This window comes from Streptomyces sp. SP17BM10 (genome assembly GCF_036322405.1).
GTDB lineage: Bacteria > Actinomycetota > Actinomycetes > Streptomycetales > Streptomycetaceae > Kitasatospora.
The window spans coordinates 15,011-40,223 of record NZ_JAQYXB010000642.1; the positions used below are offsets into that span (position 1 = coordinate 15,011).

The 25,213-nt window shown below is 72.4% G+C and carries 20 protein-coding genes and 1 pseudogene; 17 read left to right on the plus strand and 4 right to left on the minus strand.

The features are described from left to right. Positions 1 to 41: 41 nt before the first annotated feature. On the minus strand, positions 42 to 908 hold the full coding sequence (locus tag PUR71_RS28115) for a glycerophosphodiester phosphodiesterase (protein WP_329929943.1): 867 nt from the start codon (positions 906 to 908) through the stop codon (positions 42 to 44). 139 nt (positions 909 to 1,047) lie between these two features. Here PUR71_RS28115 and PUR71_RS28120 point away from each other — a divergent pair, with 139 nt between their 5' ends. After that, positions 1,048 to 1,932 carry a hypothetical protein gene (locus PUR71_RS28120; protein WP_443077599.1) on the plus strand — a complete coding sequence of 295 codons (885 nt, stop codon included), beginning with the start codon at positions 1,048 to 1,050 and terminating at the stop codon, positions 1,930 to 1,932. 63 nt (positions 1,933 to 1,995) lie between these two features. Here the strand turns inward: PUR71_RS28120 and PUR71_RS28125 are convergent, their stop codons facing one another. Then, entirely contained in the window at positions 1,996 to 3,165 is a 1,170-nt protein-coding gene (locus PUR71_RS28125) for an NADH-quinone oxidoreductase subunit D (RefSeq protein ID WP_329929944.1), read from the minus strand. 4 nt (positions 3,166 to 3,169) lie between these two features. After that, the gene (locus tag PUR71_RS28130; RefSeq protein ID WP_329929945.1) at positions 3,170 to 4,195 is read right to left on the minus strand and encodes an SAM-dependent methyltransferase; all 1,026 of its coding nucleotides are present in this window, start codon (positions 4,193 to 4,195) and stop codon (positions 3,170 to 3,172) included. Between the two features lie 165 nt (positions 4,196 to 4,360). On the opposite strand from PUR71_RS28130, the gene PUR71_RS28135 reads away from it, so the two are divergent. The 15 genes and pseudogenes from PUR71_RS28135 to PUR71_RS28205 all read left to right on the plus strand — a co-directional run bounded on the left by PUR71_RS28135 (position 4,361) and on the right by PUR71_RS28205 (position 22,674). Next, complete coding sequence (locus tag PUR71_RS28135) at positions 4,361 to 5,554, plus strand: sensor histidine kinase (RefSeq protein ID WP_443077610.1); 1,194 nt, start codon at positions 4,361 to 4,363, stop codon at positions 5,552 to 5,554. 33 nt (positions 5,555 to 5,587) lie between these two features. After that, positions 5,588 to 6,277 carry a response regulator transcription factor gene (locus PUR71_RS28140; RefSeq protein WP_329929947.1) on the plus strand — a complete coding sequence of 230 codons (690 nt, stop codon included), beginning with the start codon at positions 5,588 to 5,590 and terminating at the stop codon, positions 6,275 to 6,277. A gap of 229 nt (positions 6,278 to 6,506) precedes the next feature. Next, entirely contained in the window at positions 6,507 to 7,475 is a 969-nt protein-coding gene (locus tag PUR71_RS28145; protein WP_329929948.1) for a Rossmann-like and DUF2520 domain-containing protein, read from the plus strand. Next, positions 7,462 to 8,367 carry a pantoate--beta-alanine ligase gene (panC, locus tag PUR71_RS28150; RefSeq protein ID WP_329929949.1) on the plus strand — a complete coding sequence of 302 codons (906 nt, stop codon included), beginning with the start codon at positions 7,462 to 7,464 and terminating at the stop codon, positions 8,365 to 8,367. Before PUR71_RS28145 ends, panC begins: the two co-directional genes overlap by 14 nt. A gap of 78 nt (positions 8,368 to 8,445) precedes the next feature. Beyond that, the gene (gene panD, locus PUR71_RS28155) at positions 8,446 to 8,907 is read left to right on the plus strand and encodes an aspartate 1-decarboxylase (protein WP_329929950.1); all 462 of its coding nucleotides are present in this window, start codon (positions 8,446 to 8,448) and stop codon (positions 8,905 to 8,907) included. A gap of 3 nt (positions 8,908 to 8,910) precedes the next feature. Further along, the gene (locus PUR71_RS28160; RefSeq protein WP_329929951.1) at positions 8,911 to 10,584 is read left to right on the plus strand and encodes an L-aspartate oxidase; all 1,674 of its coding nucleotides are present in this window, start codon (positions 8,911 to 8,913) and stop codon (positions 10,582 to 10,584) included. A gap of 4 nt (positions 10,585 to 10,588) precedes the next feature. Continuing rightward, a complete protein-coding gene (gene nadC / locus PUR71_RS28165) occupies positions 10,589 to 11,557 on the plus strand; it encodes a carboxylating nicotinate-nucleotide diphosphorylase (protein WP_329929952.1) in 969 nt (322 codons plus the stop codon). A gap of 47 nt (positions 11,558 to 11,604) precedes the next feature. Next, positions 11,605 to 12,390 (plus strand): type III pantothenate kinase, encoded by a 786-nt coding sequence (locus PUR71_RS28170; protein ID WP_329929953.1) that lies wholly within the window; start codon positions 11,605 to 11,607, stop codon positions 12,388 to 12,390. An 82-nt stretch (positions 12,391 to 12,472) separates the two neighbouring features. Then, positions 12,473 to 13,234 (plus strand): hypothetical protein, encoded by a 762-nt coding sequence (locus PUR71_RS28175; protein ID WP_329929954.1) that lies wholly within the window; start codon positions 12,473 to 12,475, stop codon positions 13,232 to 13,234. A gap of 375 nt (positions 13,235 to 13,609) precedes the next feature. Continuing rightward, positions 13,610 to 15,154, plus strand: a pseudogene (gene lysX / locus PUR71_RS28180) (bifunctional lysylphosphatidylglycerol synthetase/lysine--tRNA ligase LysX); the annotation flags it as partial. A 277-nt stretch (positions 15,155 to 15,431) separates the two neighbouring features. Next, positions 15,432 to 15,878 (plus strand): BlaI/MecI/CopY family transcriptional regulator, encoded by a 447-nt coding sequence (locus PUR71_RS28185; protein WP_329929957.1) that lies wholly within the window; start codon positions 15,432 to 15,434, stop codon positions 15,876 to 15,878. A 9-nt stretch (positions 15,879 to 15,887) separates the two neighbouring features. After that, positions 15,888 to 16,424 carry an amino-acid N-acetyltransferase gene (locus PUR71_RS28190; protein WP_329929958.1) on the plus strand — a complete coding sequence of 179 codons (537 nt, stop codon included), beginning with the start codon at positions 15,888 to 15,890 and terminating at the stop codon, positions 16,422 to 16,424. A 91-nt stretch (positions 16,425 to 16,515) separates the two neighbouring features. Next, positions 16,516 to 16,866: a histone-like nucleoid-structuring protein Lsr2 gene (locus tag PUR71_RS28195; protein ID WP_329929959.1), complete on the plus strand. Its 351-nt coding sequence runs from the start codon at positions 16,516 to 16,518 to the stop codon at positions 16,864 to 16,866. Between the two features lie 664 nt (positions 16,867 to 17,530). After that, positions 17,531 to 20,050 (plus strand): ATP-dependent Clp protease ATP-binding subunit, encoded by a 2,520-nt coding sequence (locus PUR71_RS28200; protein ID WP_097237352.1) that lies wholly within the window; start codon positions 17,531 to 17,533, stop codon positions 20,048 to 20,050. Positions 20,051 to 20,322: 272 nt separating this feature from the next. After that, positions 20,323 to 22,674, plus strand: a complete 2,352-nt coding sequence (locus PUR71_RS28205; protein WP_329929960.1) for an immune inhibitor A domain-containing protein — start codon at positions 20,323 to 20,325, stop codon at positions 22,672 to 22,674. 73 nt (positions 22,675 to 22,747) lie between these two features. On the opposite strand, the gene PUR71_RS28210 is transcribed toward PUR71_RS28205, so the two are convergent. Beyond that, positions 22,748 to 23,911, minus strand: coding sequence for a threonine aldolase family protein (locus tag PUR71_RS28210; protein WP_329929961.1), 1,164 nt, complete (start codon positions 23,909 to 23,911; stop codon positions 22,748 to 22,750). 365 nt (positions 23,912 to 24,276) lie between these two features. Between PUR71_RS28210 and PUR71_RS28215 the strand changes: the two genes are divergently transcribed. Next, positions 24,277 to 25,209 (plus strand): M23 family metallopeptidase, encoded by a 933-nt coding sequence (locus PUR71_RS28215; RefSeq protein WP_329929962.1) that lies wholly within the window; start codon positions 24,277 to 24,279, stop codon positions 25,207 to 25,209. The last annotated feature ends 4 nt before the right edge of the window (positions 25,210 to 25,213 follow it).

A 25,213-nucleotide genomic window follows, 5' to 3' on the forward strand; every position in this document is an offset into this window, starting at 1 on the left:
GCCCGCGGAGCGTGGGCGCCGGGACCGGGTGGCCGGTTCCCTCAGTTCCGGTGCGGGCCGGTCGGGCGGCCGGTCGGGCGGCCGGTCGGGCAGTTGGCGTCCAACCAGCGGCGGGCCGGGCCTGGGGTGTCGGTGATCAGGCCGTCGGCGTCGCGACCGGTCATCAGTTGCCAGGACTCCTCGTCGTCGACGGTCCACACGTACACCTCGCGCCCGGCCCTGCGCTCGGCGGCGATCCGGGAGGCGCTGGCCAGGGTCGTGTCCAGGGCGATGCCGCTCAGCGGCAGGTTGCCGGGGTTCTCGGCGATGGAGGCGCCCTGGATGAGGACGATGGGCAGCTTGGGCGCGGCGGCGTGGGCCACCCGCAGGTGGTCGGCCGAGAACGAGTACACGATGACCCGGGCGCGGCTGGCCGCCGCGAGCTCGGCGATCCGGACGACGTCCTCGGGGCGGCGCTGCCACTTGATCTCCATGAGCAGGGTGGCGTTGGTGCCGGCCATCCGCTGGAGCAGCTGTTCCAGGGTGGGGACGGGCTCGGCCGGGCCCGGTCCGATGGTCACCCGCAGGGCGGCGACCTGGGCGGCGGTCAGGTCGCCGATCGCGCCCCTGCCGTTGGTGGTGCGGTCCACGCTCGGGTCGTGCATCAGCACCGGAACGCCGTCGCGGGTGGTCTGGACGTCGGTCTCGATCCAGTCGGCGCCCTGGCGCAGCGCCGTGTCGAAGGAGGCCAGGGTGTTCTCGGGGGCGTTCTGCGGCGCGCCGCGGTGGCCGATCACCACGGGCTGGGCGCAGGGCGGCGGCGCGGTCTGCGCCCGGGCGCGCAGCGCGGGTCCCGACGCGCAGCCGGAGGCCAGGACGGCGAGCGAGGCGAGGACGGCGGTCCGGACGGCGCGGGGCGAGGCGGTCACGGCTCGGGGCTCCAGTCGGGCGTCGGGCGCCGCGGGCACGGACGCACGGGGCATCCAACACGCAACGGCTCGGAATCATCAAACCGAACGGACCGTCCGACACGACCGTTGGTTCCCCCGGAGGCTCTACCCTTGCCGGGTGGCACCAGCAGAGACGTCCAAGAAGAAGTCCAAGGCGAAGACCCCGGCCGCTCCGGCCCCGGTCGACCTGGCCATGCCGGCCCTGCGCCCCGAGGTCCCGCTCGACTTCCCCCGCGCGTGGGTCGAGTTCGCCGACCCGGGCGACGAGGAGCAGGTGTTCCGCTGCGACCTCACCTGGCTGACCTCCCGCTGGTCGTGCGTGTTCGGCCGCGGCTGCCACGGCATCCGCGAGGGCCGCGGCGCGTCGGACGGCTGCTGCACGCTGGGCGCGCACTACTCGGACGAGGACGACGAGAAGCGCGTCGCCGGCCACGCCGCCCGGCTGACGCCGGACATCTGGGAGAACTTCGCGCACGGCACCGACGGCAAGGGCCGGATCAAGGCCGACGGCGGCATCACGATGCTCGACGAGGACGGCGACCGCCAGACCCGCCGGGTGGGCGGCGCGTGCATCTTCGTGAACAGCCCCGGCTTCGCGGGCGGGGCCGGCTGCGCGCTGCACGCGCTGGCGCTCAAGGAGGGCCGCGAGCCGCTGGAGACCAAGCCGGACGTCTGCTGGCAGCTGCCCATCCGCCGCACCTACGACTGGATCGACCGGCCGGACGACACCCGTTACCTCCAGGTGACGATCGGCGAGTACGACCGCCGCGGCTGGGGCCCGGGCGGCCACGACCTGCACTGGTGGTGCACCGGCAGCCCGGAGGCGCACGGCGGCCCGGACCCGGTGTACGTCAGCTACCGCCCCGAGCTCACCGAGCTGATGGGCAAGGCGGGCTACGACGTGCTGGCCGGCCTGTGCGAGGAGCGGATCGCCACGAAGGGCGACCGCAAGGTGGCGCCGCACCCGGCGGATCCGGTCGGCAAGGCGAAGAAGAAGGACTGACGTAGCGGACGGACGGGCCCAGGGACGGATCGTCCCCGGGCCCGTCCGTCCGCTACGCGCCGACTACTTGTCGATGTCGCCGACGACGAAGAACATCGACCCGAGGATCGCGACCATGTCGGCGACCAGGGTTCCGGGCAGCAGTTCGGTCAGCGCCTGGATGTTGCTGAAGGACGCCGAGCGCAGCTTGAGCCGCCACGGCGTCTTGTCGCCGCGCGAGACCAGGTAGTAGCCGTTGATCCCGAGCGGGTTCTCGGTCCAGGCGTAGGTGCTGCCCTCGGGGGCCTTGAGCACCTTGGGCAGCCGCAGGTTGACCGGGCCGGCCGGCAGCACGGCGAGCTTGTCGAGGCACGCGTCGGCCAGGTCCAGCGCGTTGAGCGTCTGCTCCAGCAGGCACTCGAAGCGGGCCAGGCAGTCGCCCTCCTCGCGGGTGACGACGGTGAGCACCTGCCGCAGCTCCTCGGAGCCGTACGCGAGGTAGGGCTCGTCACGGCGCAGGTCGAAGTCGAGGCCGCTGGCGCGGGCGATCGGGCCGCTGACGCCGTACGCCTCGGCCTGCGCGCGGGTGAGGACGCCGACGCCGGCGGTGCGGGCGCGGAAGATCTCGTTGCCGAGGACGAGGTCCTCGAAGACCGGCATCTGGGCGCGGACGCCGGCGACGGCGGTGCGGACGCGGCCGAGCCAGCCCGCCGGGAGGTCCTCCTTGAGGCCGCCGACCCGGTTGAACATGTAGTGCATCCGGCCGCCGGAGGCCTCCTCCAGCACGTGCTGGAGGTCCTCGCGGCCGTGGAAGGAGTGGAAGATCGGGGTGATCCCGCCGAGCTCCAGCGGGTAGGAGCCGAGGAACATCAGGTGGTTGAGCACCCGGTTGAGCTCGGCGAGCAGGGTGCGGATCCACACCGCCCGCTCGGGCACCTCCATGCCGAGCATCCGCTCGACGCCGAGCACGACGCCGAGCTCGTTGGAGAAGGCGGAGAGCCAGTCGTGCCGGTTCGCCAGCATGATGATCTGCCGGTAGTCGCGGGCCTCGAACAGCTTCTCCGCGCCCCGGTGCATGTAGCCGATGACCGGTTCCGCAGTGACGATGCGCTCGCCGTCGAGCACCAGCCGCAGGCGCAGCACGCCGTGCGTCGCGGGGTGCTGCGGGCCGATGTTGAGCACCATGTCGGTGGTGCCCGCCTCGCCCGTGACGTTCTCGGCTCCCGCCCCGATGCCGACCGTGGTCTCCCTCATGGGTTCAGAGTCTGCCATCCCACCAGGGGTTCCGGGCTCCGAGCCCCTGCCCAATCTCAAGGGGCGACATGCGCACGCTCTGCAGGACCCAGCCGAAGGCGCCCAGCCCGGACGGGTCGGTGAGTTCGGCCGCCTCCCCGGCGCCGCCGAGGGCCCGCAGGTAGGCCGCCGGGTCGCTGGAGGCGAGGGCGAGCGGCGGGCGCCCGCCGCTGACGCCGAGGGCGCGCAGGGCCTCGCGCTGCGTCGTCCACAGGCTGTGGACACCGGGGACGGCGATCGAGTCGAGCGCGACGTGCGCGGTGACGTCGCACGAGCCGTCCGGCACGGGGGCCACCTCGCGGCCGTCCCGGAAACCGGCGTGCGTGCCGAAGAGCGGACGGCGGGCCGCGGTGTGCCCGTAGTCGACGGCGACGGCCAGGCCGCGCTCCAGCCCGGCCACGGCGTGCGCCCAGGCGGCGTCCCGGGGGCCGCCGAACTCCACGAAGTCCCCGGGGTGTTCGACCGGCCACCAGCGGGCGGCCCAGGCCGCGTCGGCTTCGGAGACGGGCTCGCCGAGCCGCTCCCGGCCGGTCCCCGTCTCCACCTCGACGTACCGGAGCACCCCGTCCTCGTCCACCTCGCCGGCGTCCAGCGGCACGTTGTCCAGCCACTCGTTGGCGAACAGCAGCCCGGTGACGCCCTGCGGCACCTCGTCCGTCCACAGGGCTGTGGACAGCAGTCCGGCCGGGCGGTCCGCGATCTCCACGCCGTACGGGCGCAGCCGCGCGCGCACCTCGTCCGGGACGGCATCGAGCACCCCGGTCAGGAGTTCCCCCCGCCCGGCCCCGACGTCCACGAACGCCAGCTCCTCCGGACGGCCGAGGGCCGCGTCAACCTCCAGCAGCAACCGGGCCACCGCACGGGCGAACTCCGCCGAGGCGTGCACCGAGGTGCGGAAGTGCCCCGCCGGGCCCTCCGGCCTGCGGTAGAAGCCCGCCTCCTGGTCGTACAGGGCCCGCTCCATGGCGGGCGCCCACCGCATCCACGTCATGGGGCGCGACGCTACCGGCCGCCCCGGGCCCCTCCCCAACCGGCGCCGGGGCTTCTCCGACCTACGGAGTAGAACGGATCGCCCTACCGGCGGACCTGGACGGGTCGTGCGACTGCCTACGCTTGAGGCGTGCATCGACTCAACGCCTGGCTCCGCCGTCACCCCATGGTGGTCGACGCCGCCTGGGCGGCGATCGTGCTCTTCCTCGGCCTCCTGCCGAACGACAACTTCTCCGGGGGCTGGCGGTTCGACGCACAGATCGCCACCGCGGTGGCGCTGCCCGCGCTCATGGTCTTCCGCCGCCGCCTGCCCGACCTCACGGTCACCGCGGCCACCGCGATCGCGCTGGGCCAGGTCTGCGCCAACGTCGACCCGGCCGCCTCCTCCATCGCCTACCTGGTGTTCGCCTACACCGGCGCCGCCTTCGGCCGCACCTGGACCTCCCGGCTGGCCCTGGCCGCCGGCCTCCTCGCCGGACCACTCGCCTACTGGCGGATGAACCCCGCCAAGACCCACTTCGCGGACGACGGCGTCACCGCCGTCCGCACCCCGTACAGCGTCGGCGAGGCGCTGCTCATCATGCTGCTGATGAGCACCCCGTTCATCCTCTGCTGGGCCTGGGGCCGGCTGACCAGGGTCCGCCGCGCCTACCTGACCGAGCTGGAGGACCGCGCCGCCCGGCTGGAGCGCGAGCGCGACGCCCAGTCCAAGGTCGCCGTCGCCGCCGAGCGGGCGCGGATCGCCCGCGAGCTGCACGACGTCGTCGCGCACAACGTCTCCGTCATGATCGTCCAGGCCGACGGCGCCGCCTACGTCCTCGACAACTCGCCCCAGCAGGCCAAGGAGGCGCTCGGCACGATCGCCTCGACCGGCCGCCAGGCGCTGGTCGAGATGCGCCGCCTGCTCGGCGTGCTGCGCACCGCCGACACCGCCGACGAGTACGTGCCCCAGCCGGGCGTCGAGGAGCTGCCCGAGCTGCTGGAACAGGTCCGCACCGCCGGCCTGCGGGTCGACTACGCCACCTCCGGCCACCCGCGCGAACTGCCGCGCGGCGTCGAGCTCACGGTCTACCGGATCGTCCAGGAGGCGCTCACCAACGTGCGCAAGCACGGCGGCCCCGACGTGCACGCCCGGGTGGCGGTCGACTTCGGCGAGCGCGAACTCGCCGTCCTGGTCGAGGACGACGGCCGCGGCACCACCGACGAGCAGCTCGCCTCCGGCGGCACGGACGGACTCGGCCACGGCCTGATCGGCATGCGCGAGCGCGTCGGCATGGTCAGCGGCAGCCTGGACGTGGGCCCCCGCCCCGGCGGCGGCTTCCGGATCCGGGCCGTCCTGCCCCTGAAGACGGCCCACTAGCCCGCCCGCCGCTCACCCCCTAGGAGCCCCCCTTTGACCATCCGCGTGATGCTCGTCGACGACCAGGAGCTGCTGCGCACCGGCTTCCGGATGATCCTGCAGTCCCAGGGCGACATCGAGATCGCCGCCGAGGCCGGCGACGGCGCCCAAGCCCTGGAGAAGCTGAAGCACACGCCGGTCGACGTGATCCTCATGGACGTCCGGATGCCCCGCCTGGACGGGGTGCAGACCACCCGCCGGATCTGCCTCGCCGAGGACGGCACTCCGCTGCCGGACGCCCCGCACGTCCTCATCCTCACCACCTTCGACCTCGACGAGTACGCCTTCGCCGCGCTCAAGGCCGGCGCCAGCGGCTTCCTGCTCAAGGACGTGCCGCCGACCGAGCTGGTGGCCGCGATCCGCGCCGTGCACGGCGGCGACGCCGTGGTCGCGCCGACCACCACCCGCCGCATGATCGACCGCTTCGCCGAGGTGCTCCCCACCCCGCAGAGCGCCCCCGGCTCGGACGCCCTGGGCCCGCTCACCGACCGCGAGCGGGAGGTGTTCCTGCTGGTCGCCCAGGGCCTGTCGAACGGCGAGATCGCCGCCCGGCTGGTGCTCTCCGAGGCCACCGTGAAGACGCACGTCGGCCGGATCCTGGCCAAGCTCGGCCTGCGCGACCGGGTCCAGGCCGTGGTCCTCGCGTACGAGGCCGGGCTCATCCGGGCCGGGGCCGGGGACTGACGCGCCCGTACACTGGGGCGGTACGTCCGGTACCCGAGGTGGACCGGAACGGGAATCAGGGACAAGGTGGGCCCCGTGAGTGAGCGCAGCGAACTCACCGTCGGTTGGCGCGCGTGGGCGAAGGCCCCCGCCGAGCGAAGCGAGGTGGGAGCGTGAGTGAGCGCAGCGAACTCACCATCGACTGGCGCGCATGGGCGAAGGCCCCCGCCGAGCGAAGCGAGGTGGGAGCGTGAGCACCTACGAAAGCGACGACTTCGCCGGGTTCGCCCCGCTCGACGACGGCTTCGGCGACCCGCGCGACCCCGGCAACCGCCCGGCCCGGCTGACCGTCGGCGTGGTCGGCACCGGCCGGGTCGGCCCCGCCCTCGGCGCCGCCCTGCAGCTCGCCGGGCACACCGTCGTCGCCGCCTCCGGCGTCTCCGCCACCTCGCGCCGCCGGGCCGAGTCGCTGCTGCCGGGCGTGCGGATCGTCACCCCGCCGCAGGTGCTCGCCGCCGCCGACCTCGTCCTGCTGACCGTCCCCGACGACGCCCTGGCCGACCTGGTCGCGGGCCTCTCCTCGACCGGCGCGATCCGCCCCGGCCAGCTGGTCGTGCACACCTCCGGCGCGCACGGCGTCGGCATCCTGGAGCCCGCCACCCGGGCCGGGGCGCTGCCACTCGCCCTGCACCCGGCGATGACCTTCACCGGCACCTCCGTCGACCTGGACCGGTTGGCCGGCTGCCCGTTCGGCGTGACGGCGCCCGCCGAGCTGCGGCCGGTCGCCGAGGCGCTCGTGGTGGAGATGGGCGGCGAGCCCGAGTGGGTGCCCGAGGAGGTCCGCCCGCTCTACCACACGGCCCTCGCGCACGGCGCGAACCACCTGGTCACGCTGGTCGCGCAGGCGATGGACCTGCTGCGCACGGCGGGCGTCGCCGAGCCCGGCCGGCTGCTCGGCCCGCTGCTGGGCGCGGCCCTGGACAACAGCCTGCGCTCCGGCGACGCGGCCCTCACCGGCCCGGTCGCCCGGGGCGACGCGGGCACCGTTCGGCGTCACCTGGCGCAGCTCAGTACGGTGTCCCCGGACATCCCGGCGGCCTACCGGGCGATGGCCCGCGCGACCGCGCAGCGGGCGCTCGCCAACGGGACGATCGACGAACCGTCGGCGGCGGCGCTGCTGGACGTACTGAACGAGGAGAAGCCAGATGGCACGCGGTAAGCAGCCGAACAAGCCCCAGCGGACGCCGAAGGTCCACCGGGCCGTCGTCACCCGCACCGTGGACGACTTCGAGGCCGCGTTCTGGCCGGACGAGCGGCCGGTCGACAACGCCGTCGTGATGACCATGGGCGCCCTGCACCAGGGCCACGCCGCGCTGATCCGGGCCGCCCGCAAGCAGGTCGGCCCGGAGGGCCGGGTCGCGGTGACGGTCTTCGTCAACCCGCTGCAGTTCGGCGCCGGCGAGGACCTGGAGCGCTACCCCCGCACCCTCGACGACGACGTGTTGCTGGCCGAGCAGAACGGCGCCGACGTCGTCTTCGCGCCCTCCGTCGACGAGGTCTACCCCAACGGCGAGCCGCAGGTGCGCCTGGCGGCCGGCCCGATGGGCGAGCGCTTCGAGGGCGCCACCCGCCCCGGCCACTTCGACGGCGTGCTCACCGTGGTCGCCAAGCTCCTGCACATCACCGACCCGGACTTCGCCTTCTTCGGCGAGAAGGACGCCCAGCAGCTGGCGGTCATCCAGCGCATGGTCGCCGACCTGGACTTCGACGTCGAGATCGTCGGCGTGCCGACCGTCCGCGAGGAGGACGGCCTGGCGCTGTCCTCGCGCAACCGCTACCTGTCGCAGGAGGAGCGCGAGCGCGCCCTCGTCCTCTCGAAGGCCCTCTTCGCGGGCCGTGACGTCGCCGCCCAGGGCCCCAAGGCCGTGCGCGAGGCCGCCGCGGCCGTCCTGGACACCGCGGAGGGTGTCACCCTTGACTACCTCGCCCTGATCGACCCGCACGACTTCACCGAGGCGGCGGACGACTTCCAGGGCGGGGCGGTGCTGGCCGTCGCCGCGAAGGTGGGTTCCACCCGCCTGATCGACAACGTCCACGTCATCTGCCGCTAGGCGGATGAGCGTCACGCACAGAACCGTTCCATGGCTTTTCCCCTTTCAGGCATGCACTCACAGGAGGCGTGACCCGCAATGCTCCGCACCATGCTCAAGTCCAAGATCCACCGGGCCACCGTGACCCAGGCCGACCTGCACTACGTCGGTTCGGTCACGGTGGACGAGGACCTGCTCGACGCCGCCGACCTGCTCCCCGGCGAGCTGGTCCACATCGTCGACATCAACAACGGCGCCCGGCTGGAGACGTACACCATCGCCGGCCCGCGCGGCACCGGCGTGATCGGCATCAACGGCGCCGCCGCCCGCCTGGTCCACCCCGGCGACCTCGTCATACTCATCGCCTACGGGCAGATGGACACCGCCGAGGCCAAGGGCTACGAGCCGAAGATCGTCTTCGTGGACGAGCGGAACCGGATCACCGGCCTTGGCGGGGACCCGGCGCAGGCCCCGGAGGGCAGCGGACTGCTCCGCGGGGACGCGGCGTACCGTGACGAGGACGGCGCGGCCACCGCGGCCACGCGCCGAAGGAGCCGCTGAGTCATGTCCGTCACCCACCGCCTCACCGCCCCGGCCCCGGGCTGGACCGCCACCACCGACGTGGTCGTGGTCGGCTCCGGCATCGCCGGCCTCACCGTCGCCCTCAACGTCCGCAAGGCCGGCCTGCGGGCCATGGTGGTCACCAAGGCGGTCCTGGACGAGGGCTCGACCCGCTGGGCGCAGGGCGGCATAGCCGCGGCCCTGGGCGAGGGCGACACCCCCGAGCAGCACCTGGACGACACCCTGGTGGCCGGCGCCGGCGTCTGCGACGAGGAGGCCGTCCGCACCCTGGTCACCGAGGGTCCGGACGCCGTCCGCCGGCTGATCGCGGTCGGGGCGGCCTTCGACCGCGACGAGGACGGCGAGATCCTGCTCACCCGCGAGGGCGGCCACCACCGCCACCGGATCGTGCACGCGGGCGGGGACGCCACCGGCGCGGAGGTCTCCCGCGCCCTGGTCGCCGCCGTCCGCAGCGATCCGGACCTCGAACTGATCGAGCACGCCCTCGTCCTCGACCTGCTGACCGACGCCGGGGGCCACGCCGCCGGGCTGACCCTGCACGTGATGGGCGAGGGCCAGCGCGACGGCGTCGGCGCCGTCCGGGCCCGGGCGGTGGTGCTCGCCACCGGAGGCCTGGGCCAGGTCTTCTCCGCCACCACCAACCCGGCCGTCTCCACCGGCGACGGCGTGGCCCTGGCCCTGCGGGCCGGCGCCGCCGCCGCCGACCTGGAGTTCGTCCAGTTCCACCCGACCGTGCTCTGGCTCGGCGCGGACGCCGCGGGCCAGCAGCCGCTGGTCTCCGAGGCCGTGCGCGGCGAGGGTGCCCACCTGGTGGACGCCGACGGCGTGCGCTTCATGGTCGGGCAGCACGAGCTGGCCGAACTCGCCCCACGCGACATCGTCGCCAAGGCGATCACCCGGCGCATGCAGGAGAAGGGCGCCGACCACATGTACCTGGACGGGCGGCACTTCGGGGCCGAGATGTGGGAGCACCGCTTCCCGACCATCCTGGCCTCCTGCCGCTCCCACGGCATCGACCCGGTCACCGAGCCGATCCCGATCGCCCCGGCCTCGCACCACGCCGCCGGCGGCGTCCGCACCGACCGGCACGGCCGCACCTCCGTCCCCGGCCTGTACGCCTGCGGCGAGGTCGCCTGCACCGGCGTGCACGGCGCCAACCGGCTGGCCTCCAACTCCCTGCTGGAGGGCCTGGTCTTCGCCGAGCGGATCGCCGCCGACCTGGCCGAGCGGCACGCGGCCGGCGAACTGCCCGAGCGCACCGTGGACGTCGCCGCCGCGCAGGCCGCGAAGGCCGTGCCGCTGCCGGCCTCCGAGTCGCGCGCCGAGATCCAGCGGCTGATGTCGCGCGGCGCGGGCGTGCTGCGCTCGGCCGCCTCGCTGGCCGACGCCGCGGCCGGGCTGGCCCTGCTCGCCGAGCAGGCCCGGTCCCACGTGGCCGAGGAGAAGCCGGCCGACCCCCGGGTGGAGACCTGGGAGGCCGCCAACCTGCTGCTGGTCGCCACCGCCCTGGTCGCGGCCGCCGCGCAGCGCGAGGAGACCCGCGGCGGCCACTGGCGCGAGGACTTCCCCGAGCGCGACGACGCCAACTGGCGGCGCCACCTGATCACCACCCTCGCCGCCTCCGGCGACCCCGTCAGCACCCCCGAGGAGCAGTAGAACCATGACCCACGCGCACGAGGAACTCCCCCTGGCCGACCAGGGCGGCTGCGGCGACGGCTGCGCCTGCGGGGACGGCGAGGGCTACGAGACCGGGCTGGACCCGCAGCTGGCCGAGCTGCTGGAGCGGGCCGGCCTGGACCCGATCGAGGTCGAGGACGTCGCCACCCTGGCGCTGGCCGAGGACCTGGCCGGCGGCGAGGACGTCACCTCCGTCGCCACCGTGCCCGCCGACGCCGTCGCCACCGCCGACTTCACCGCCCGCTCGGCCGGCGTGGTCGCCGGCCTGCGGATCGCCGAGGCCGTCGTCTCGCTGGTCTGCGAGGAGGAGTTCGAGGTCGAGCGGCACGTCGAGGACGGCGACCGGGTCGAGGCCGGCCAGGTGCTGCTGTCGATCCGCTCCCGCACCCGGGACCTGCTGACGGCCGAGCGCAGCGCGCTCAACCTGCTCTGCCACCTGTCGGGCATCGCCACCGCGACCCGTGCCTGGGCCGACGCCCTGGAGGGCACCGGCGCCGTCGTGCGGGACACCCGCAAGACCACCCCCGGCCTGCGCGCGATGGAGAAGTTCGCGGTCCGCTGCGGCGGCGGCGCCAACCACCGGATGGCGCTGTCCGACGCCGCACTGGTCAAGGACAACCACGTCGTCGCGGCCGGCGGCGTGGCCGAGGCCTTCCGGGCCGTGCGGGCCGCCTACCCCGAGCTGCCGGTCGAGGTCGAGGTGGACACCCTGGAGCAGATCCCGCCGGTGCTGGAGGCCGGGGCGGACCTGATCCTGCTGGACAACTTCACCGTCGAACAGCTCAAGGAGGCCGTCGCGCTGGTGGCCGGCCGGGCCCGGCTGGAGGCCTCCGGCGGCCTGACCCTGGCCACCGCGCGCGAGGTCGCCCAGACTGGTGTCGACTACCTGGCCGTGGGCGCGCTCACGCACTCCTCGCCGATCCTGGACATCGGTCTGGACCTGCGCGCCTGACCGTCAGAGAAGACGCCAGGCCCGTCCCGACTCGCAGAAAGCGCCCCATGCTCCTCACCATCGACGTCGGCAACACCCAGACCACACTCGGCCTGTTCGACGGCGAGGACGTGGTGGAACACTGGCGGATCTCCACCGATCCGCGCCGCACGGCCGACGAACTGGCGGTGCTGCTGAAGGGGTTGATGGGCAGCCACACCGCGGCCAGCGAGGCCACGGTGGAGGGCCTGGCGATCTGCTCGTCCGTCCCCGCCGTGCTCCACGAGCTCCGCGAGGTGACGCGCCGTTACTACGGCGACGTCCCCGCGGTGATCGTGGAGCCCGGCGTGAAGACCGGCGTGCACGTCCTGATGGACAATCCGAAGGAGGTCGGCGCCGACCGGATCGTCAACGCGCTGGCCGCCAACCACCTGTACGGCGGGCCGTGCATCGTGGTCGACTTCGGCACCGCGACCACCTTCGACGCGGTCAACGCCCGCGGCGACTACGTGGGCGGCGCGATCGCCCCGGGCATCGAGATCTCGGTGGAGGCGCTCGGCGTCCGCGGCGCCCAGCTGCGCAAGATCGAACTGGCCCGGCCGCGCAACGTGATCGGCAAGAACACCGTCGAGGGCATGCAGTCCGGCATCCTCTACGGCTTCGCCGGCCAGGTCGACGGCCTGGTCGACCGGATGGCCCGGGAGCTCGCCAAGGACCCGGACGACGTCCAGGTGATCGCCACCGGGGGCCTCGCCCCGCTCGTCCTCGGCGAGGCCGGCAGCATCGACGTCCACGAGCCCTGGCTCACCCTCATCGGCCTGCGGCTCGTCTGGGAGCGCAACCGCCCGAGCTGACCGGCGCACTGCGTCGGGCCGAACGTGGGGCATCGGCGCGACGTTACCGACAAATCGGATATTCCTCACGTAGTGTCAGCCCATGCCTACGCCACACGGATCGCGCGGCGGCATGGCCTTCAGCGCCGACGAAGTCCGCGTGCTGCGCCGCGCCCTCGCCCAAGCCCTGCACCCCGCCACCCCCGTCCACTTCCCGGCCCTCGAGCGAACGGCCCTCGAACGGACGGCCTGCACCGACCCGGGCGCCGAGCTGTGGGCCGAGGACGTCCAGGAGGCGCTGCGCCTGACCGAGGCGATCGACGAGGCCGTCCAGGAGGGCGGCCGACTGCGCGCCTTCCTGCTCGCCGACCTCGGGCGCTACCGGGCCGCGCTGCCCGGCAGCGCCAGCGGCTACCTGGAGCGCCTGGAGGAGGCCGTGACCGACGGCTACCTGCCCGGCCCCGAGGACCTCACCGCGCTGCGCGGGCTCACCCGCCAGCCCTGCGGCCACCTGGAGCGCTCCCGCCGCTCCCGGCTGGCCGGGCGCTGCCACGCGCTCGCCGAGGCCGCCGTCCGCGAGCGGCTCGCCCGCACCGTCGGCCAGCCGCGCCACCTGGTGGCCGTACCGAACCCCGCCGCACCACCGAGCAGTCTCCCCACCCCTGTTGGAGGACGGATCACGATGAGCAGCACCGACTCCCCCGCCGAGCGGCCCGCAGCCCCGCAGGACCCGCCCCGCCCGCACCGGATGCCCACGCCGGCCGAACTCTTCGGCCGCCGCCCCAAGCCGCCGACCCGGCCCGCCCCGCCGGCGACACCGGCGCCCGGTCCGGAGGACGTCGAGCTCGCCACCGGCACCGGCTGATCCGGGCCGCACCGGACGAAAGGGAGGCCGCACCGAGCGGCCTCCCTTGTCCATGTGTCGACTTTCCGGCCATTCCCCCACCGAATGGCGGTCACATCTCCGTGACCTTCACACCGCGCGGCCGGGCGTTCGGCCCGTTGCTGCGCGCCGGCCGACACCGGGAGGTCCGCCGCCCTGCCGCCGGCCGGTGCGAGCGCGGCCGCCGTCGCCCTCGGCACCGCCGCCCTGATCGGCTCGCACCGGCTCCGCTCCCGCCGGAAGGGCTGAGCCGTCCGCACCCGTGCGGGGAGGGCGCCCGCCGTCCTCCCCACACCGTCATCCCGTGGCGGAGCACGGTGTGCGGCTGGCTACCCTTGTGGGGTGAGCGATCAGAGTCTTATTCCCGCGACCGACGACCTTCCCGAGCAGATGCGCGTCCGGCGCGAGAAGCTGGACCGGCTCCGGGCCGCCGGTGTCGACCCGTACCCGGTCGGCTTCCCCCGCACCACCACCATCGCGGACCTGCGCGCCAAGCACCCGGACCTGGAGCCCGACACCGCGACCGGCGAGCGCGCCGGCGTCACCGGCCGGGTGATCCTCTCCCGCACCGGCGGCAAGCTCTGCTTCGCCACCCTGCGCGACGGCAGCGGCGACCTCCAGGTGATGTTCTCCCTGGACAAGCTCGGCCCGGAGCGCCTGGCGGCCTGGAAGGCCGACATCGACCTCGGCGACCAGGTCGGCGTCGAGGGCGAGGTCATCACCTCCAAGCGCGGCGAGCTGTCCGTCATGGTGGACCGCTGGGAGCTCACCGCCAAGTGCCTGCGCCCGCTGCCGGACAAGCACAAGGGCCTGACCGACCCGGAGGCCCGGGTCCGCCAGCGCTACGTCGACCTGATCGTGAACCCCGAGGCGCGCGAGATCCTGCACCTGCGCAGCAAGGTCGTCCGCTCGATCCGCCGGACCTACGAGGACCGCGGCTACATCGAGGTCGAGACCCCGATGCTGCAGCCGGTCCACGGTGGCGCCAACGCGCGCCCGTTCAAGACCCACATCAACGCGTACGACATCGACCTCTACATGCGCATCGCGCCCGAGCTGTACCTCAAGCGGCTCGTGGTCGGCGGCGCCGAGAAGCTCTTCGAGATCAACCGCAACTTCCGCAACGAGGGCGCGGACTCCACCCACAACCCGGAGTTCACCTCGCTGGAGTCGTACGAGGCGTACGGCGACTACGACACCCAGGCCGAGCTGATCCGCGCGACGATCGTCAACGCGGCCCGGGACGCGCTCGGCACCACCGTGATCAAGGGCCTGGACCCGCACGGCGTCGAGCACGAGATCGACCTCGCCGAGCCCTGGGAGGAGGTCAGCGTCTACCCGGGCATCTCCGCCCACCTCGGCGTCGAGGTCACCCCGGAGACCAGCGTCGAGGAGCTGCGCAAGCTGGCCTTCGACCACGACATCCCGTTCGAGAAGACCTGGGGCCACGGTCAGATCGTGCTGGAGATGGTCGAGCGCCTGCTGGAGGAGAACGCCGTCCGGCCGACCTTCATCAAGGACTACCCGACCGAGGTCTCCCCGCTCACCCGCCAGCACCGCTCGATCCCGGGCGTGGCCGAGAAGTGGGACCTGGTCATCTTCGGCACCGAGATCGGCACCGCCTACTCCGAGCTCGTCGACCCGGTCGAGCAGCGCGCCCGCCTGACCGCGCAGTCCCTGCTCGCGGCCGGCGGCGACGTCGAGGCCATGCAGGTCGACGAGGACTTCCTGCGGGCCCTGGAGTACGCGATGCCGCCCACCGGCGGCCTCGGCCTCGGCGTGGACCGCCTGATCATGCTGCTGACCGGCAAGAACATCCGGGAGACCGTGCTGTTCCCGCTGGTGAAGCCGGAGCCGAAGGCCTCCGCCGCCGCCGCGGCGGAGAAGACCGAGGAGGAGTGACCTGATGGACTACGTCAGCGCGATCGTCCCGCCGCTGGTCATGGCGATCGGCTTCGGCTTCCTGGTGCGGGCCATCGTCCGCAGCCAGGGCGGGGCCCAGAAGGCCAAGGAAGACCTCGACTGATCCGCGGGCGGACGGCCCGGGCGCACCCGCGTCCCGGGCCGGCCGCCGCCCGCACGGCCGGCGCGCCGCCATTCCCGATTCCGGGGGTGGCGGCGCGCCGGTTTGGCGCACTTCACAAGATTTGCCCCATTCATTCCCTATCCTGGCGGCACTATGGTCCGGCAACTCGGCGAACTTGAGAACGCCATCATGACCAGGGTGTGGCGGTGGAACCGCCCGGTGACGGTTCGCGAGGTTCTCCAGGATCTGCTGTCGGAACGCGAAATCGCCTACACCACGGTGATGACGGTCCTGGACAAGCTGCACAGAAAGGGCTGGCTGCGCCGCGAGCGCGCCGGCCGGGCCTATCGATATGAACCGGTCTCGTCCCGCGAGGCGTACACCGCGGCGCTCATGAACGACGCGTGGGCCACGAGTGACAATCCCGCGGCGGCCCTGGTGCACTTCTTCGGCCTCATGTCGCCCGAGCAACGGGAGGCGCTGCGGGACGCCTTGCGGGTGGCGGCTCTGTTCCCGCCCGATCCGCCCGAACCCGCCGGCCCGGATTCCCCGGCCGACGGGACGGATACCGGGGGGACCGCACCCGGGGCGGCGCGATAACGTCCCGCCATGGAGGTCACCATCCGCCGCGCACGGACCACGGACGTGCGGGCAGTACGCAGGCTCATCGACGCCTACTCCCGGGACGGCATTCTGCTCGACAAGCCCACCGTCACCCTGTTCGAATCCGTGCAGGAGTTCTGGGTCGCGGAACGCGACGACGACGCCACCGTGGTGGCCTGCGGCGCGCTGCACGTGATGTGGGAGGATCTCGCCGAGGTCCGCACGCTCGCGGTGGACCCGGCCTGCCGGGGGTTCGGGGTCGGGCACCTGCTGCTGGAGAAGCTGCTGCAGACGGCCCGCTGGCTCGGCGTCCGTCGGATTTTCTGCTTGACGTTCGAGGTGCCCTTCTTCGCGAAACACGGTTTCGTCGAGATCGGCGAGCTCCAGGAAACCGATGATGGTACGACAGACCCGGCGGCGATCGCTACGGATGTCTATGAGGAACTTCTCCGCTCGTACGATGAAGGTGTCGCGGAGTTCCTCGACCTGGAGCGGGTGAAGCCCAACACACTGGGCAACTCGCGCATGCTGCTGCACCTCTGAGCGGCTCCGCGCCGGTCAGGGGTTTGTGTTTTCCGGTGAAAGGCGCTTTCCTTTCCTTAGGCAATGGGTCGTTTAGCGGAAAGGGAAGCCCGTGGCACAGAGGGTGCAGGTCATTCTTGAAGACGATCTCGACGGCGGTTCGGCGGACGAGACGGTGACGTTCGCGCTCGACGGCGTTGCCTACGAGATCGATCTGAAGAGCGCGAACGCGGACAAGCTGCGCGGTCTGCTGGCGCCGTACGTGGAGAAGGGCCGCAAGCAGAGCGGCCGGCTCGCCGGTCCGCGCCGCCCCGGCCGCGGCACCGCCGCCCGCCCGTCCGGCAGCGCTCCGGACACCGCCAAGATCCGCGCGTGGGCCAAGGAGCAGGGCCTGGAGGTCAACGACCGCGGCCGCGTGCCCAGCGTGGTCCGCGACGCCTACGACAAGGCCAACGCGGCCTGACCCCGCCCCCGGACCACCGGAGCGGGTGCGGGGCCCCGGCGTCCGCGGACGGCGTCGACGGCGCGCGCCGCGGGGCGCGGAGGAGGCTCCTCCGCGCCCCGCGGCGCGCGCCGGACCGGCCGCACCGGCGCCGGGGGCCGGGCGGGGCGACCGCGGGCCGGACTCGGGCGGCGGAACAATCACGAGCTGTGCAACGCTGTAGGGGCGAAGCGGTAACGCGGACACCACCGGGATGGCGTACCGGCCACGGTGGCCGGCGCTGAGCCACCGTCACCGCGGCCCCGTCCCGGCCCGACTTCTCGCCAGGCGAACACCGCCACCGCGGAAACTGCGCGAGAACCGCCCCGATACCGGGTATGAATGCAGGTGGACGGGTTCTTCGACCCGTCCAGGGGCAGTATGCGTGACCGGCCGCAGACGGATCCGGTTCGTCCCGGCGGTTCTTGTTCGCCGATGGCGTAGCGGTATCCGGTGCATCCGGCCCGCCTGTGGGAACACCGATTCCCAGCATCAGGTTGGGATTGGTGTCGGCTGGTCGCGCAGCATCTCGCTCCCGTACCGGGGAGTGAATCCGTGGGCCGCGCCGCTGAGCGGGACTAGCATGCGGAAGGACAGGGCGGGGACCGACCCCGAACTGCCCGACCGCTCTGAGGAGCGATAAACGATGTTCGAGAGGTTCACCGACCGCGCGCGGCGGGTTGTCGTCCTGGCTCAGGAAGAAGCCCGGATGCTCAACCACAACTACATCGGCACCGAGCACATCCTCCTGGGTCTGATCCACGAGGGCGAGGGCGTCGCCGCTAAGGCCCTGGAGAGCCTCGGGATTTCTCTTGAGGCCGTACGCCAGCAGGTCGAGGAGATCATCGGCCAGGGCCAGCAGGCCCCGTCCGGCCACATCCCCTTCACCCCCCGGGCGAAGAAGGTCCTGGAGCTGTCGCTCCGGGAGGCCCTGCAGCTCGGCCACAACTACATCGGCACCGAGCACATCCTGCTCGGCCTGATCCGCGAGGGCGAGGGCGTCGCCGCCCAGGTCCTGGTCAAGCTGGGTGCCGACCTGAACCGGGTGCGCCAGCAGGTCATCCAGCTGCTGTCCGGCTACCAGACCGGCGGCGGCAAGGAGTCGGCCACGGCCGGCGGGCCCGCCGAGGGCACCCCGTCGACCTCGCTGGTCCTGGACCAGTTCGGCCGCAACCTCACCCAGGCCGCCCGCGAGGCCAAGCTCGACCCGGTCATCGGGCGCGAGAAGGAGATCGAGCGGGTCATGCAGGTGCTGTCCCGCCGCACCAAGAACAACCCGGTCCTGATCGGTGAGCCCGGCGTCGGCAAGACCGCCGTGGTCGAGGGTCTGGCCCAGGCGATCGTCAAGGGCGAGGTCCCGGAGACGCTCAAGGACAAGCAGCTCTACACGCTGGACCTGGGCGCCCTGGTGGCCGGCTCGCGCTACCGCGGTGACTTCGAGGAGCGCCTGAAGAAGGTCCTCAAGGAGATCCGCACCCGCGGCGACATCATCCTGTTCATCGACGAGCTGCACACCCTGGTCGGCGCGGGCGCCGCCGAGGGCGCCATCGACGCCGCCAGCATCCTCAAGCCGATGCTGGCCCGCGGCGAGCTGCAGACCATCGGTGCCACCACCCTGGACGAGTACCGCAAGCACCTGGAGAAGGACGCCGCGCTGGAGCGCCGCTTCCAGCCCATCCAGGTCGCCGAGCCGTCGCTGCCGCACACCATCGAGATCCTCAAGGGTCTGCGCGACCGCTACGAGGCCCACCACCGGGTCTCCATCACGGACGCCGCCCTGGTCGCCGCCGCCACCCTGGCCGACCGGTACATCTCGGACCGCTTCCTGCCGGACAAGGCGATCGACCTGATCGACGAGGCCGGCTCCCGGATGCGCATCCGCCGGATGACCGCGCCGCCGGACCTGCGCGAGTTCGACGAGAAGATCGCCGACGTGCGCCGCGAGAAGGAGAGCGCGATCGACGCGCAGGACTTCGAGAAGGCCGCGTCCCTGCGCGACGACGAGAAGCAGCTCCTGCAGGCCAAGGCCAAGCGCGAGAAGGAGTGGAAGGCCGGCGACATGGACGTCGTCGCGGAGGTCAACGAGGAGCTCATCGCCGAGGTCCTGGCCACCGCCACCGGCATCCCGGTCTTCAAGCTGACCGAGGAGGAGACCTCGCGCCTCCTGCGCATGGAGGACGAGCTGCACAAGCGCGTCATCGGCCAGAAGGACGCCATCAAGGCGCTCTCCCAGGCCATCCGGCGCACCCGTGCGGGCCTCAAGGACCCGAAGCGCCCCGGCGGCTCGTTCATCTTCGCCGGCCCGTCCGGCGTCGGTAAGACCGAGCTGTCCAAGACGCTGGCGGAGTTCCTCTTCGGCGACGAGGACGCGCTGATCGCGCTCGACATGTCCGAGTTCTCCGAGAAGCACACCGTCTCCCGGCTCTTCGGCTCCCCGCCCGGGTACGTGGGCTACGAGGAGGGCGGCCAGCTGACCGAGAAGGTCCGCCGCAAGCCGTTCTCGGTCGTCCTCTTCGACGAGGTCGAGAAGGCCCACCCGGACATCTTCAACTCGCTGCTGCAGATCCTGGAGGACGGTCGCCTGACCGACTCCCAGGGCCGCGTGGTCGACTTCAAGAACACCGTCATCATCATGACGACCAACCTCGGCACCCGGGACATCTCCAAGGGCTTCAACCTCGGCTTCGCGGCCACGGGCGACACCCAGACCGGGTACGAGCGGATGAAGGCGAAGGTCGGCGAGGAGCTCAAGCAGCACTTCCGCCCCGAGTTCCTGAACCGCGTCGACGACATCGTGGTGTTCCACCAGCTGTCCGAGGACGACATCATCCAGATCGTCGACCTCATGATCGCCAAGGTGGACGAGCGCCTCAAGGACAAGGACATGGGCCTGGAGCTCAGCGTCGAGGCCAAGAAGCTGCTCGCCAAGCGCGGCTACGACCCGATCCTGGGTGCGCGTCCGCTGCGCCGCACGATCCAGCGCGAGATCGAGGACCACCTCTCCGAGAAGATCCTCTTCGGCGAGCTGCGGGCCGGCCACATCGTCGTCGTCGACGTCGAGGGCGAGGGCAAGGACGCCAAGTTCACCTTCCGGGGCGAGGAGAAGTCCGCCGTCGCGGACACCCCGGCCGCCGTTGCCTCGTCGGGTCCGGACCTGACGAAGTAGCAACATTTAACAGATAACAGCAAGCGGGCTGAGCCCCCGGCGTTCGCGCCGGGGGCTCAGCCCGTTTCGTTTGCCCTCCGCACCGCGCTGACCTGGGCTCTTCCCACGATCCATCAGCTGACGGAAAGTCGGCGAGCATAGCGCCGTCGCCATGTCAGGGTCAAGGTCTATCTTTTCCGTCTCCACTTCGGTCAAAGTACGTCCACCTGTCTTTCATATTGGTTTACCGGGCCTTGGCCAAGAGTCGGCTCGGTCGGGGAGGACGCACAACGTTGAAGACCACCAGGAGAACCGCTGCGGCCGCCACGGCTGCGGCGGTCATCGTCACGCTCGGCGCGGGTCTGTTCCCGAACAGCGCCGTCGCGGCCGGTTCGGCTCCCACGCCGAAGGACCCGGCCGATGCCGTCCAGTCCGTCAGCACCGAGCACAACATCCCGGGCCCGCTGACCGAGAAGGTGGACGCCGAGCGCAAGGCTGCCACCGAGCAGCTGCTCGACGGCACCGCCCAGGTCGAGCAGCACAACGGCAGCACCAGCGTGAAGCTCGGCAAGGACAAGTACGTCGAGCTCGCCCGTGAGCGCACGGACAAGATCTTCACGATCCTCGTCGACTTCGGCGACCAGGTCGACAACACCACCAAGACCGCCGACGGCAAGGTCAAGTACGGTGGCGAGCCCGGCCCCAAGCACAACGAGATAGCCGCGCCGGACCGCGCGACCAACAACTCGACCGCCTGGCAGGCCGACTACAACCAGCAGCACTACCAGGACCTGTACTTCTCCAAGGACAAGCCCTCGCTGAAGACCTTCTACGAGAAGCAGTCCTCGGGCCGCTACTCGGTCGACGGCGTGGTCTCGGACTGGGTCCGGGTGCCGTGGAACGAGGCCCGCTACGGCTCGGACTACTGCGGCTCCAACGTCTGCGCCAGCGCCCAGGACCTGATCCGGGACGCCGTCGACATCTGGTACAAGGACCAGGTGGCGAAGGGTCAGACCACCGAGCAGATCAAGGCGACCCTGGCCCAGTACGACCAGTGGGACCGCTACGGCTCGCACCACGACGGCAACTTCAACCAGCCCGACGGGTACATCGATCACTTCCAGATCGTGCACGCCGGTGAGGACAAGTCGGCCGGCGGCGGCAAGCAGGGCACCAAGGCCCTGTGGGCCCACCGCTCCTACGTCTACGGCAACCTGACGGGCCAGGCCGGCCCCGACGGCAACAAGCTCGGCGGCGTCCAGGTCGGCGACACCGGTCTCTGGATCGGCGACTACACGATGCAGCCGGAGAACGGCGGCCTCGGCGTCTTCGCCCACGAGTACGGCCACGACCTCGGTCTGCCGGACCTCTACGACACCGCGGGCAAGGGCATCGACAACTCGGTCGGCTTCTGGTCCCTGATGTCCTCCGGCTCCTGGCTCGGCGAGGGCAAGGACAGCATCGGCGACATGCCGAACGACCTCGACGCCTGGAGCAAGTACCAGCTCGGCTGGCTGAAGGCCGACCGCGCCAAGGCGGGCACCGAGTCGACGCACCACATCGGTCCGGTGGAGTACAACACCAACCTGCCGCAGGCGCTCATCGTCGACCTGCCGAAGAAGTCGATCACCACGGACATCAACAAGCCGTTCGGCGGCCAGTCCGAGTGGTGGAGCGGCAGCGCCGACAACCTGAACGTCACGCTCACCCGCGACGTCGATCTGACCGGCAAGGCCAAGGCCAGCATCAACGCCAAGGCCTGGTACGAGCTCGAGCCGGACTTCGACTACACCTTCGGTGAGGTCTCCGTCGACGGCGGCAAGACCTGGACCGTCGTGGACGGCACCTGGAACGGCGCCGCGCTCCCCAAGGAGAACGGCCGCCCGGCCCTCAGCGGCCTCGCCGCCACCTGGGGCGACCTGTCCTTCAACCTGGACGCCTACGCCGGGAAGAAGATCCAGTTCCGCTACCACAACACCACCGACGGCGGCCTGCACTACCGGGGCTTCGCGGTGGACGACATCGCGGTGACCGCAGACGGCGCCACCGTGTTCAGCGACGACGTGGAGAACGGCGACAACGGCTGGACCGCCGCCGGCTTCACCCGCTTCGGCGGCTCGTTCACCAAGGACTACGCGCAGTACTACATCGCGGAGAACAAGCAGTACGTGTCGTTCGACCAGACGCTGAAGACCGGCCCGTACAACTTCGGCTTCGCCGACAAGCCGAGCTGGGTCGAGCACTACGCGTACCAGCCCGGCCTGCTGATCTGGTACTGGGACGCGTCGCAGACCGACAACAACGTCAGCGCCCACCCGGGCCACGGCCTCGTGCTGCCGGTCGACTCGCACCCGACCCCGATGAAGTGGGCGGACGGCACCCTGATGCGTCCGCGCATGCAGGGCTTCGACTCGACCTTCGGTTCGCGCCGCGTCCCGGCGCTGACCCTGCACAAGGCCGGCGTCGAGACCGTCGTCCCGAAGTCCAAGGGCGTCGACGAGTTCAACGACCTGAAGTCGTGGTGGTCCAAGGACAACCCGTACAGCGGCGTGGACGTCCCGAAGACGGGCACCAGCATCGAGGTCGAGAACGAGTCCTCGAACTACCTGGAGACCTGGATCCGGGTCCGTCCGGTCGACAACTGATCGGTGATCGCACGTAGTTGATCCGACGGTCCGACCCGTCCCCGCACTGCGCGGGGGCGGGTCGGACGCTTTTTCAGGCCTTGCGGTCGGGCAGGCGGTCGAGGAAGGCCGCGACCGCCTCCGCGATCCCGGCGGGCGTCCAGTCCAGTGCCTCGGCGGCCACCGTGACCTCGGTCATCGCCAGCCCCGGCGGGCCGGGCTCGCGCCAGCTGCCGAACAGGCCGACCTTGGTGTCCTCGGCCAGGCCAAGGCCCGCCTCCTCCAGCTCCGCGGCCGGGTACGGCAGCCAGAACTGGAACTGGTGGGTGTGCGGCGGCGCCGGGTGCACCCGGGCGCCGGGCACCCCGGCGACGGCCTCGGCCAGCGCGCCGGCGACCGTCCGCGCGTGGGTCACGTACCCCTCCAGGCGCGGGAGTTCGCGTTCCAGCCCGGCGAGCGCGGCCAGCGCGGGCGGCCACTGCTGGAACAGCTGGCCGCCGTACCGGTGCCGCCAGGCCTTCGCCGTCCGCACGAAGCGCTCCGGGCCGGCCAGTGCGGCGCCGCTGATCCCGCCGAGGGTCTTGTAGAAGGAGACGTACACCGAGTCGGCCAGCGCGGCGATCTCCGGCAGCGAGCGGCCGAGGTGGAACACCGACTCCCAGAGCCGCGCGCCGTCCAGGTGCAGCGCGGCGCCCTGCTCGGTCCGCACGACCTCGGCCACCGCCACCAGCTCGGCCCAGTCGGGCAGCACGAAGCCGGCCTCGCGCAGGGGCAGTTCCAGGATCATCGCGGCGTACGGCTCGTCGAAGCAGCGCAGTTCCCCGACGGTGGGCAGGCGCGGGGCGAGGGTCGGCCAGACGCTCCGCAGGCCGGTCAGCACGCCGAGCGCGTGGCGCTCGTGCTGGTCGGTGTGGCCGAGCGGGTGGGTGGCCACGGTGGGCAGCCCGGCCGCCTCGGCGTGGATCCGCAGCGCGACCTGCTGGGCCATCGTGCCGGTCGGGAAGAACGCGGCGTCCTCGGTGCCGAGCAGGTCCGCGACCCGGCGCTCCAGCGCGCGGACCACGCCGTCGCCGTACTGGTCCGGACGCCCGTCGAGGTCATGGACGCCCTCCGCCTCCCCGGCCAGGGCGGCGAGGCGTTCGCGCAGGCTCTTCGGCCGGTGGCCGGAGAGCAGCCGCTCGCAGCCGCGCTGGGCGGTGAAGCGGCGGTCCTGGAGGCTCGGGCGGCGGGGGCCGTCGTCGCTGCTGTTGGCATACATGCGTCGATCGTCCCGCAGCGGAGGCTCCCGGTCAGCGGTGCGGACGCGAGCGGCGGGCCCCGCGGGCGGCAAACCCCGCGGTCGGGTGGCGCTGGTCACAGGGCCCGGAGCCGGTACGACCGGCGGTAGTAGAGGGCGGTGACGGGCGCGGTGGACGGCACGGACCCAGGGCAGACGATCGGATCTCATGATCGTTGCTCCGTCGGTTTGAATCTCCGGCGCAACGCCGACTACACGCCGTAGTACGTCACCCCGTTTGGGAGTCCGCTCGGTGACGGTTAAAGCTGAGTGGTCCCCCGCTCAGCACACGCCGCGTCCGTTCGGGCGCTTCGTGCTGCCCTCGTACGACCGTGATTGGGCTTGCGATGTCCTCTGTCCCGCCCGTGGGGCCGGCCCTGCGCCGGCTCGCCGCGCGCACGGCGGCCCGCGCGGCGGCCTGGCAGCCCCGGCTCGGCCACGCCGTCCGCACCGTCGGCTCGCACGCCGCGCCGGTGCTCGCCCTCACCGAGTCCCGGCACCCGCTGCCCGGCGCCCGGGTGTGGGCCGACCGCGAGCGGGCCGTCATCGCCGCCGGGGGCACCGCGGTGCTGCTGGCCGGCGCGCTGCTGGTCGCCGCGCCCGGCAGCGCCTCGGCGCAGACGGTCCTCCCGACCACCCCCGGCAGCTCGGCCTTCACCGCGCCGCAGGCCACGGTGCCCGCCCCGGGCATGGTGCAGGTGGCCGGGCCGAGCCCGTACCGGCTCCCGGACGACAGCGAGTCGGCGCAGGCCGACGTGGCGACGGCCCCCAACCTGCTGCCGGTCGAGCCGCCCGCCGAGCCCGCCCCGGCGGCGCCGGCCCCCGGCGGCGAGGAGGCCGCCGCGCCCGTGCCCGCACCCGCCGCGGCGCCCGACTGGTCCGCCCCCGTGCCCGGCGCGCCGACCAGCAACCCGTACGGGGTGCCCAACTCCGAGTACGCCGCCGGATATCACACGGGGGTGGACTTCGCGGTCGGCCCCGGTACGCCGCTGCTGGCGGTCGGGAACGCGACCGTGGTGTCGGCCGGCTGGGACGGCTCCTACGGCAAGGAGGTCGTGCTGCGGCTGGCGGACGGGCACTTCGCGCAGTACGCGCACCTGTCCTCGGTGGAGGTGTCACCCGGCCGGCAGGTCTCGGCGGCCGAGGAGATCGGGCGCTCCGGGAGCACCGGCAACTCGACCGGGCCGCACCTGCACTTCGAGATCCGCACCAGCAACCGCTACGGCGCGGTGATCAACCCGATCGCCTACCTGTCCGCGCACGGCGTCACGGCGTTCTGAGGAC

Bases quoted from the DNA above. Each gene is read 5' to 3' on its own strand.
- PUR71_RS28125 (WP_329929944.1), bottom strand. From the start codon at position 3,165: ATGAGGGAGACCACGGTCGGCATCGGGGCGGGAGCCGAGAACGTCACG.
- PUR71_RS28130 (WP_329929945.1), bottom strand. From the start codon at position 4,195: ATGACGTGGATGCGGTGGGCGCCCGCCATGGAGCGGGCCCTGTACGAC.
- PUR71_RS28135 (WP_443077610.1), top strand. From the start codon at position 4,361: ATGGTGGTCGACGCCGCCTGGGCGGCGATCGTGCTCTTCCTCGGCCTC.
- panC (WP_329929949.1), top strand. From the start codon at position 7,462: ATGGCACGCGGTAAGCAGCCGAACAAGCCCCAGCGGACGCCGAAGGTC.
- panD (WP_329929950.1), top strand. From the start codon at position 8,446: ATGCTCCGCACCATGCTCAAGTCCAAGATCCACCGGGCCACCGTGACC.
- PUR71_RS28160 (WP_329929951.1), top strand. From the start codon at position 8,911: ATGTCCGTCACCCACCGCCTCACCGCCCCGGCCCCGGGCTGGACCGCC.
- nadC (WP_329929952.1), top strand. From the start codon at position 10,589: ATGACCCACGCGCACGAGGAACTCCCCCTGGCCGACCAGGGCGGCTGC.
- PUR71_RS28170 (WP_329929953.1), top strand. From the start codon at position 11,605: ATGCTCCTCACCATCGACGTCGGCAACACCCAGACCACACTCGGCCTG.
- PUR71_RS28175 (WP_329929954.1), top strand. From the start codon at position 12,473: ATGCCTACGCCACACGGATCGCGCGGCGGCATGGCCTTCAGCGCCGAC.
- PUR71_RS28185 (WP_329929957.1), top strand. From the start codon at position 15,432: ATGGTCCGGCAACTCGGCGAACTTGAGAACGCCATCATGACCAGGGTG.
- PUR71_RS28190 (WP_329929958.1), top strand. From the start codon at position 15,888: ATGGAGGTCACCATCCGCCGCGCACGGACCACGGACGTGCGGGCAGTA.
- PUR71_RS28200 (WP_097237352.1), top strand. From the start codon at position 17,531: ATGTTCGAGAGGTTCACCGACCGCGCGCGGCGGGTTGTCGTCCTGGCT.
- PUR71_RS28210 (WP_329929961.1), bottom strand. From the start codon at position 23,911: ATGTATGCCAACAGCAGCGACGACGGCCCCCGCCGCCCGAGCCTCCAG.
- PUR71_RS28215 (WP_329929962.1), top strand. From the start codon at position 24,277: ATGTCCTCTGTCCCGCCCGTGGGGCCGGCCCTGCGCCGGCTCGCCGCG.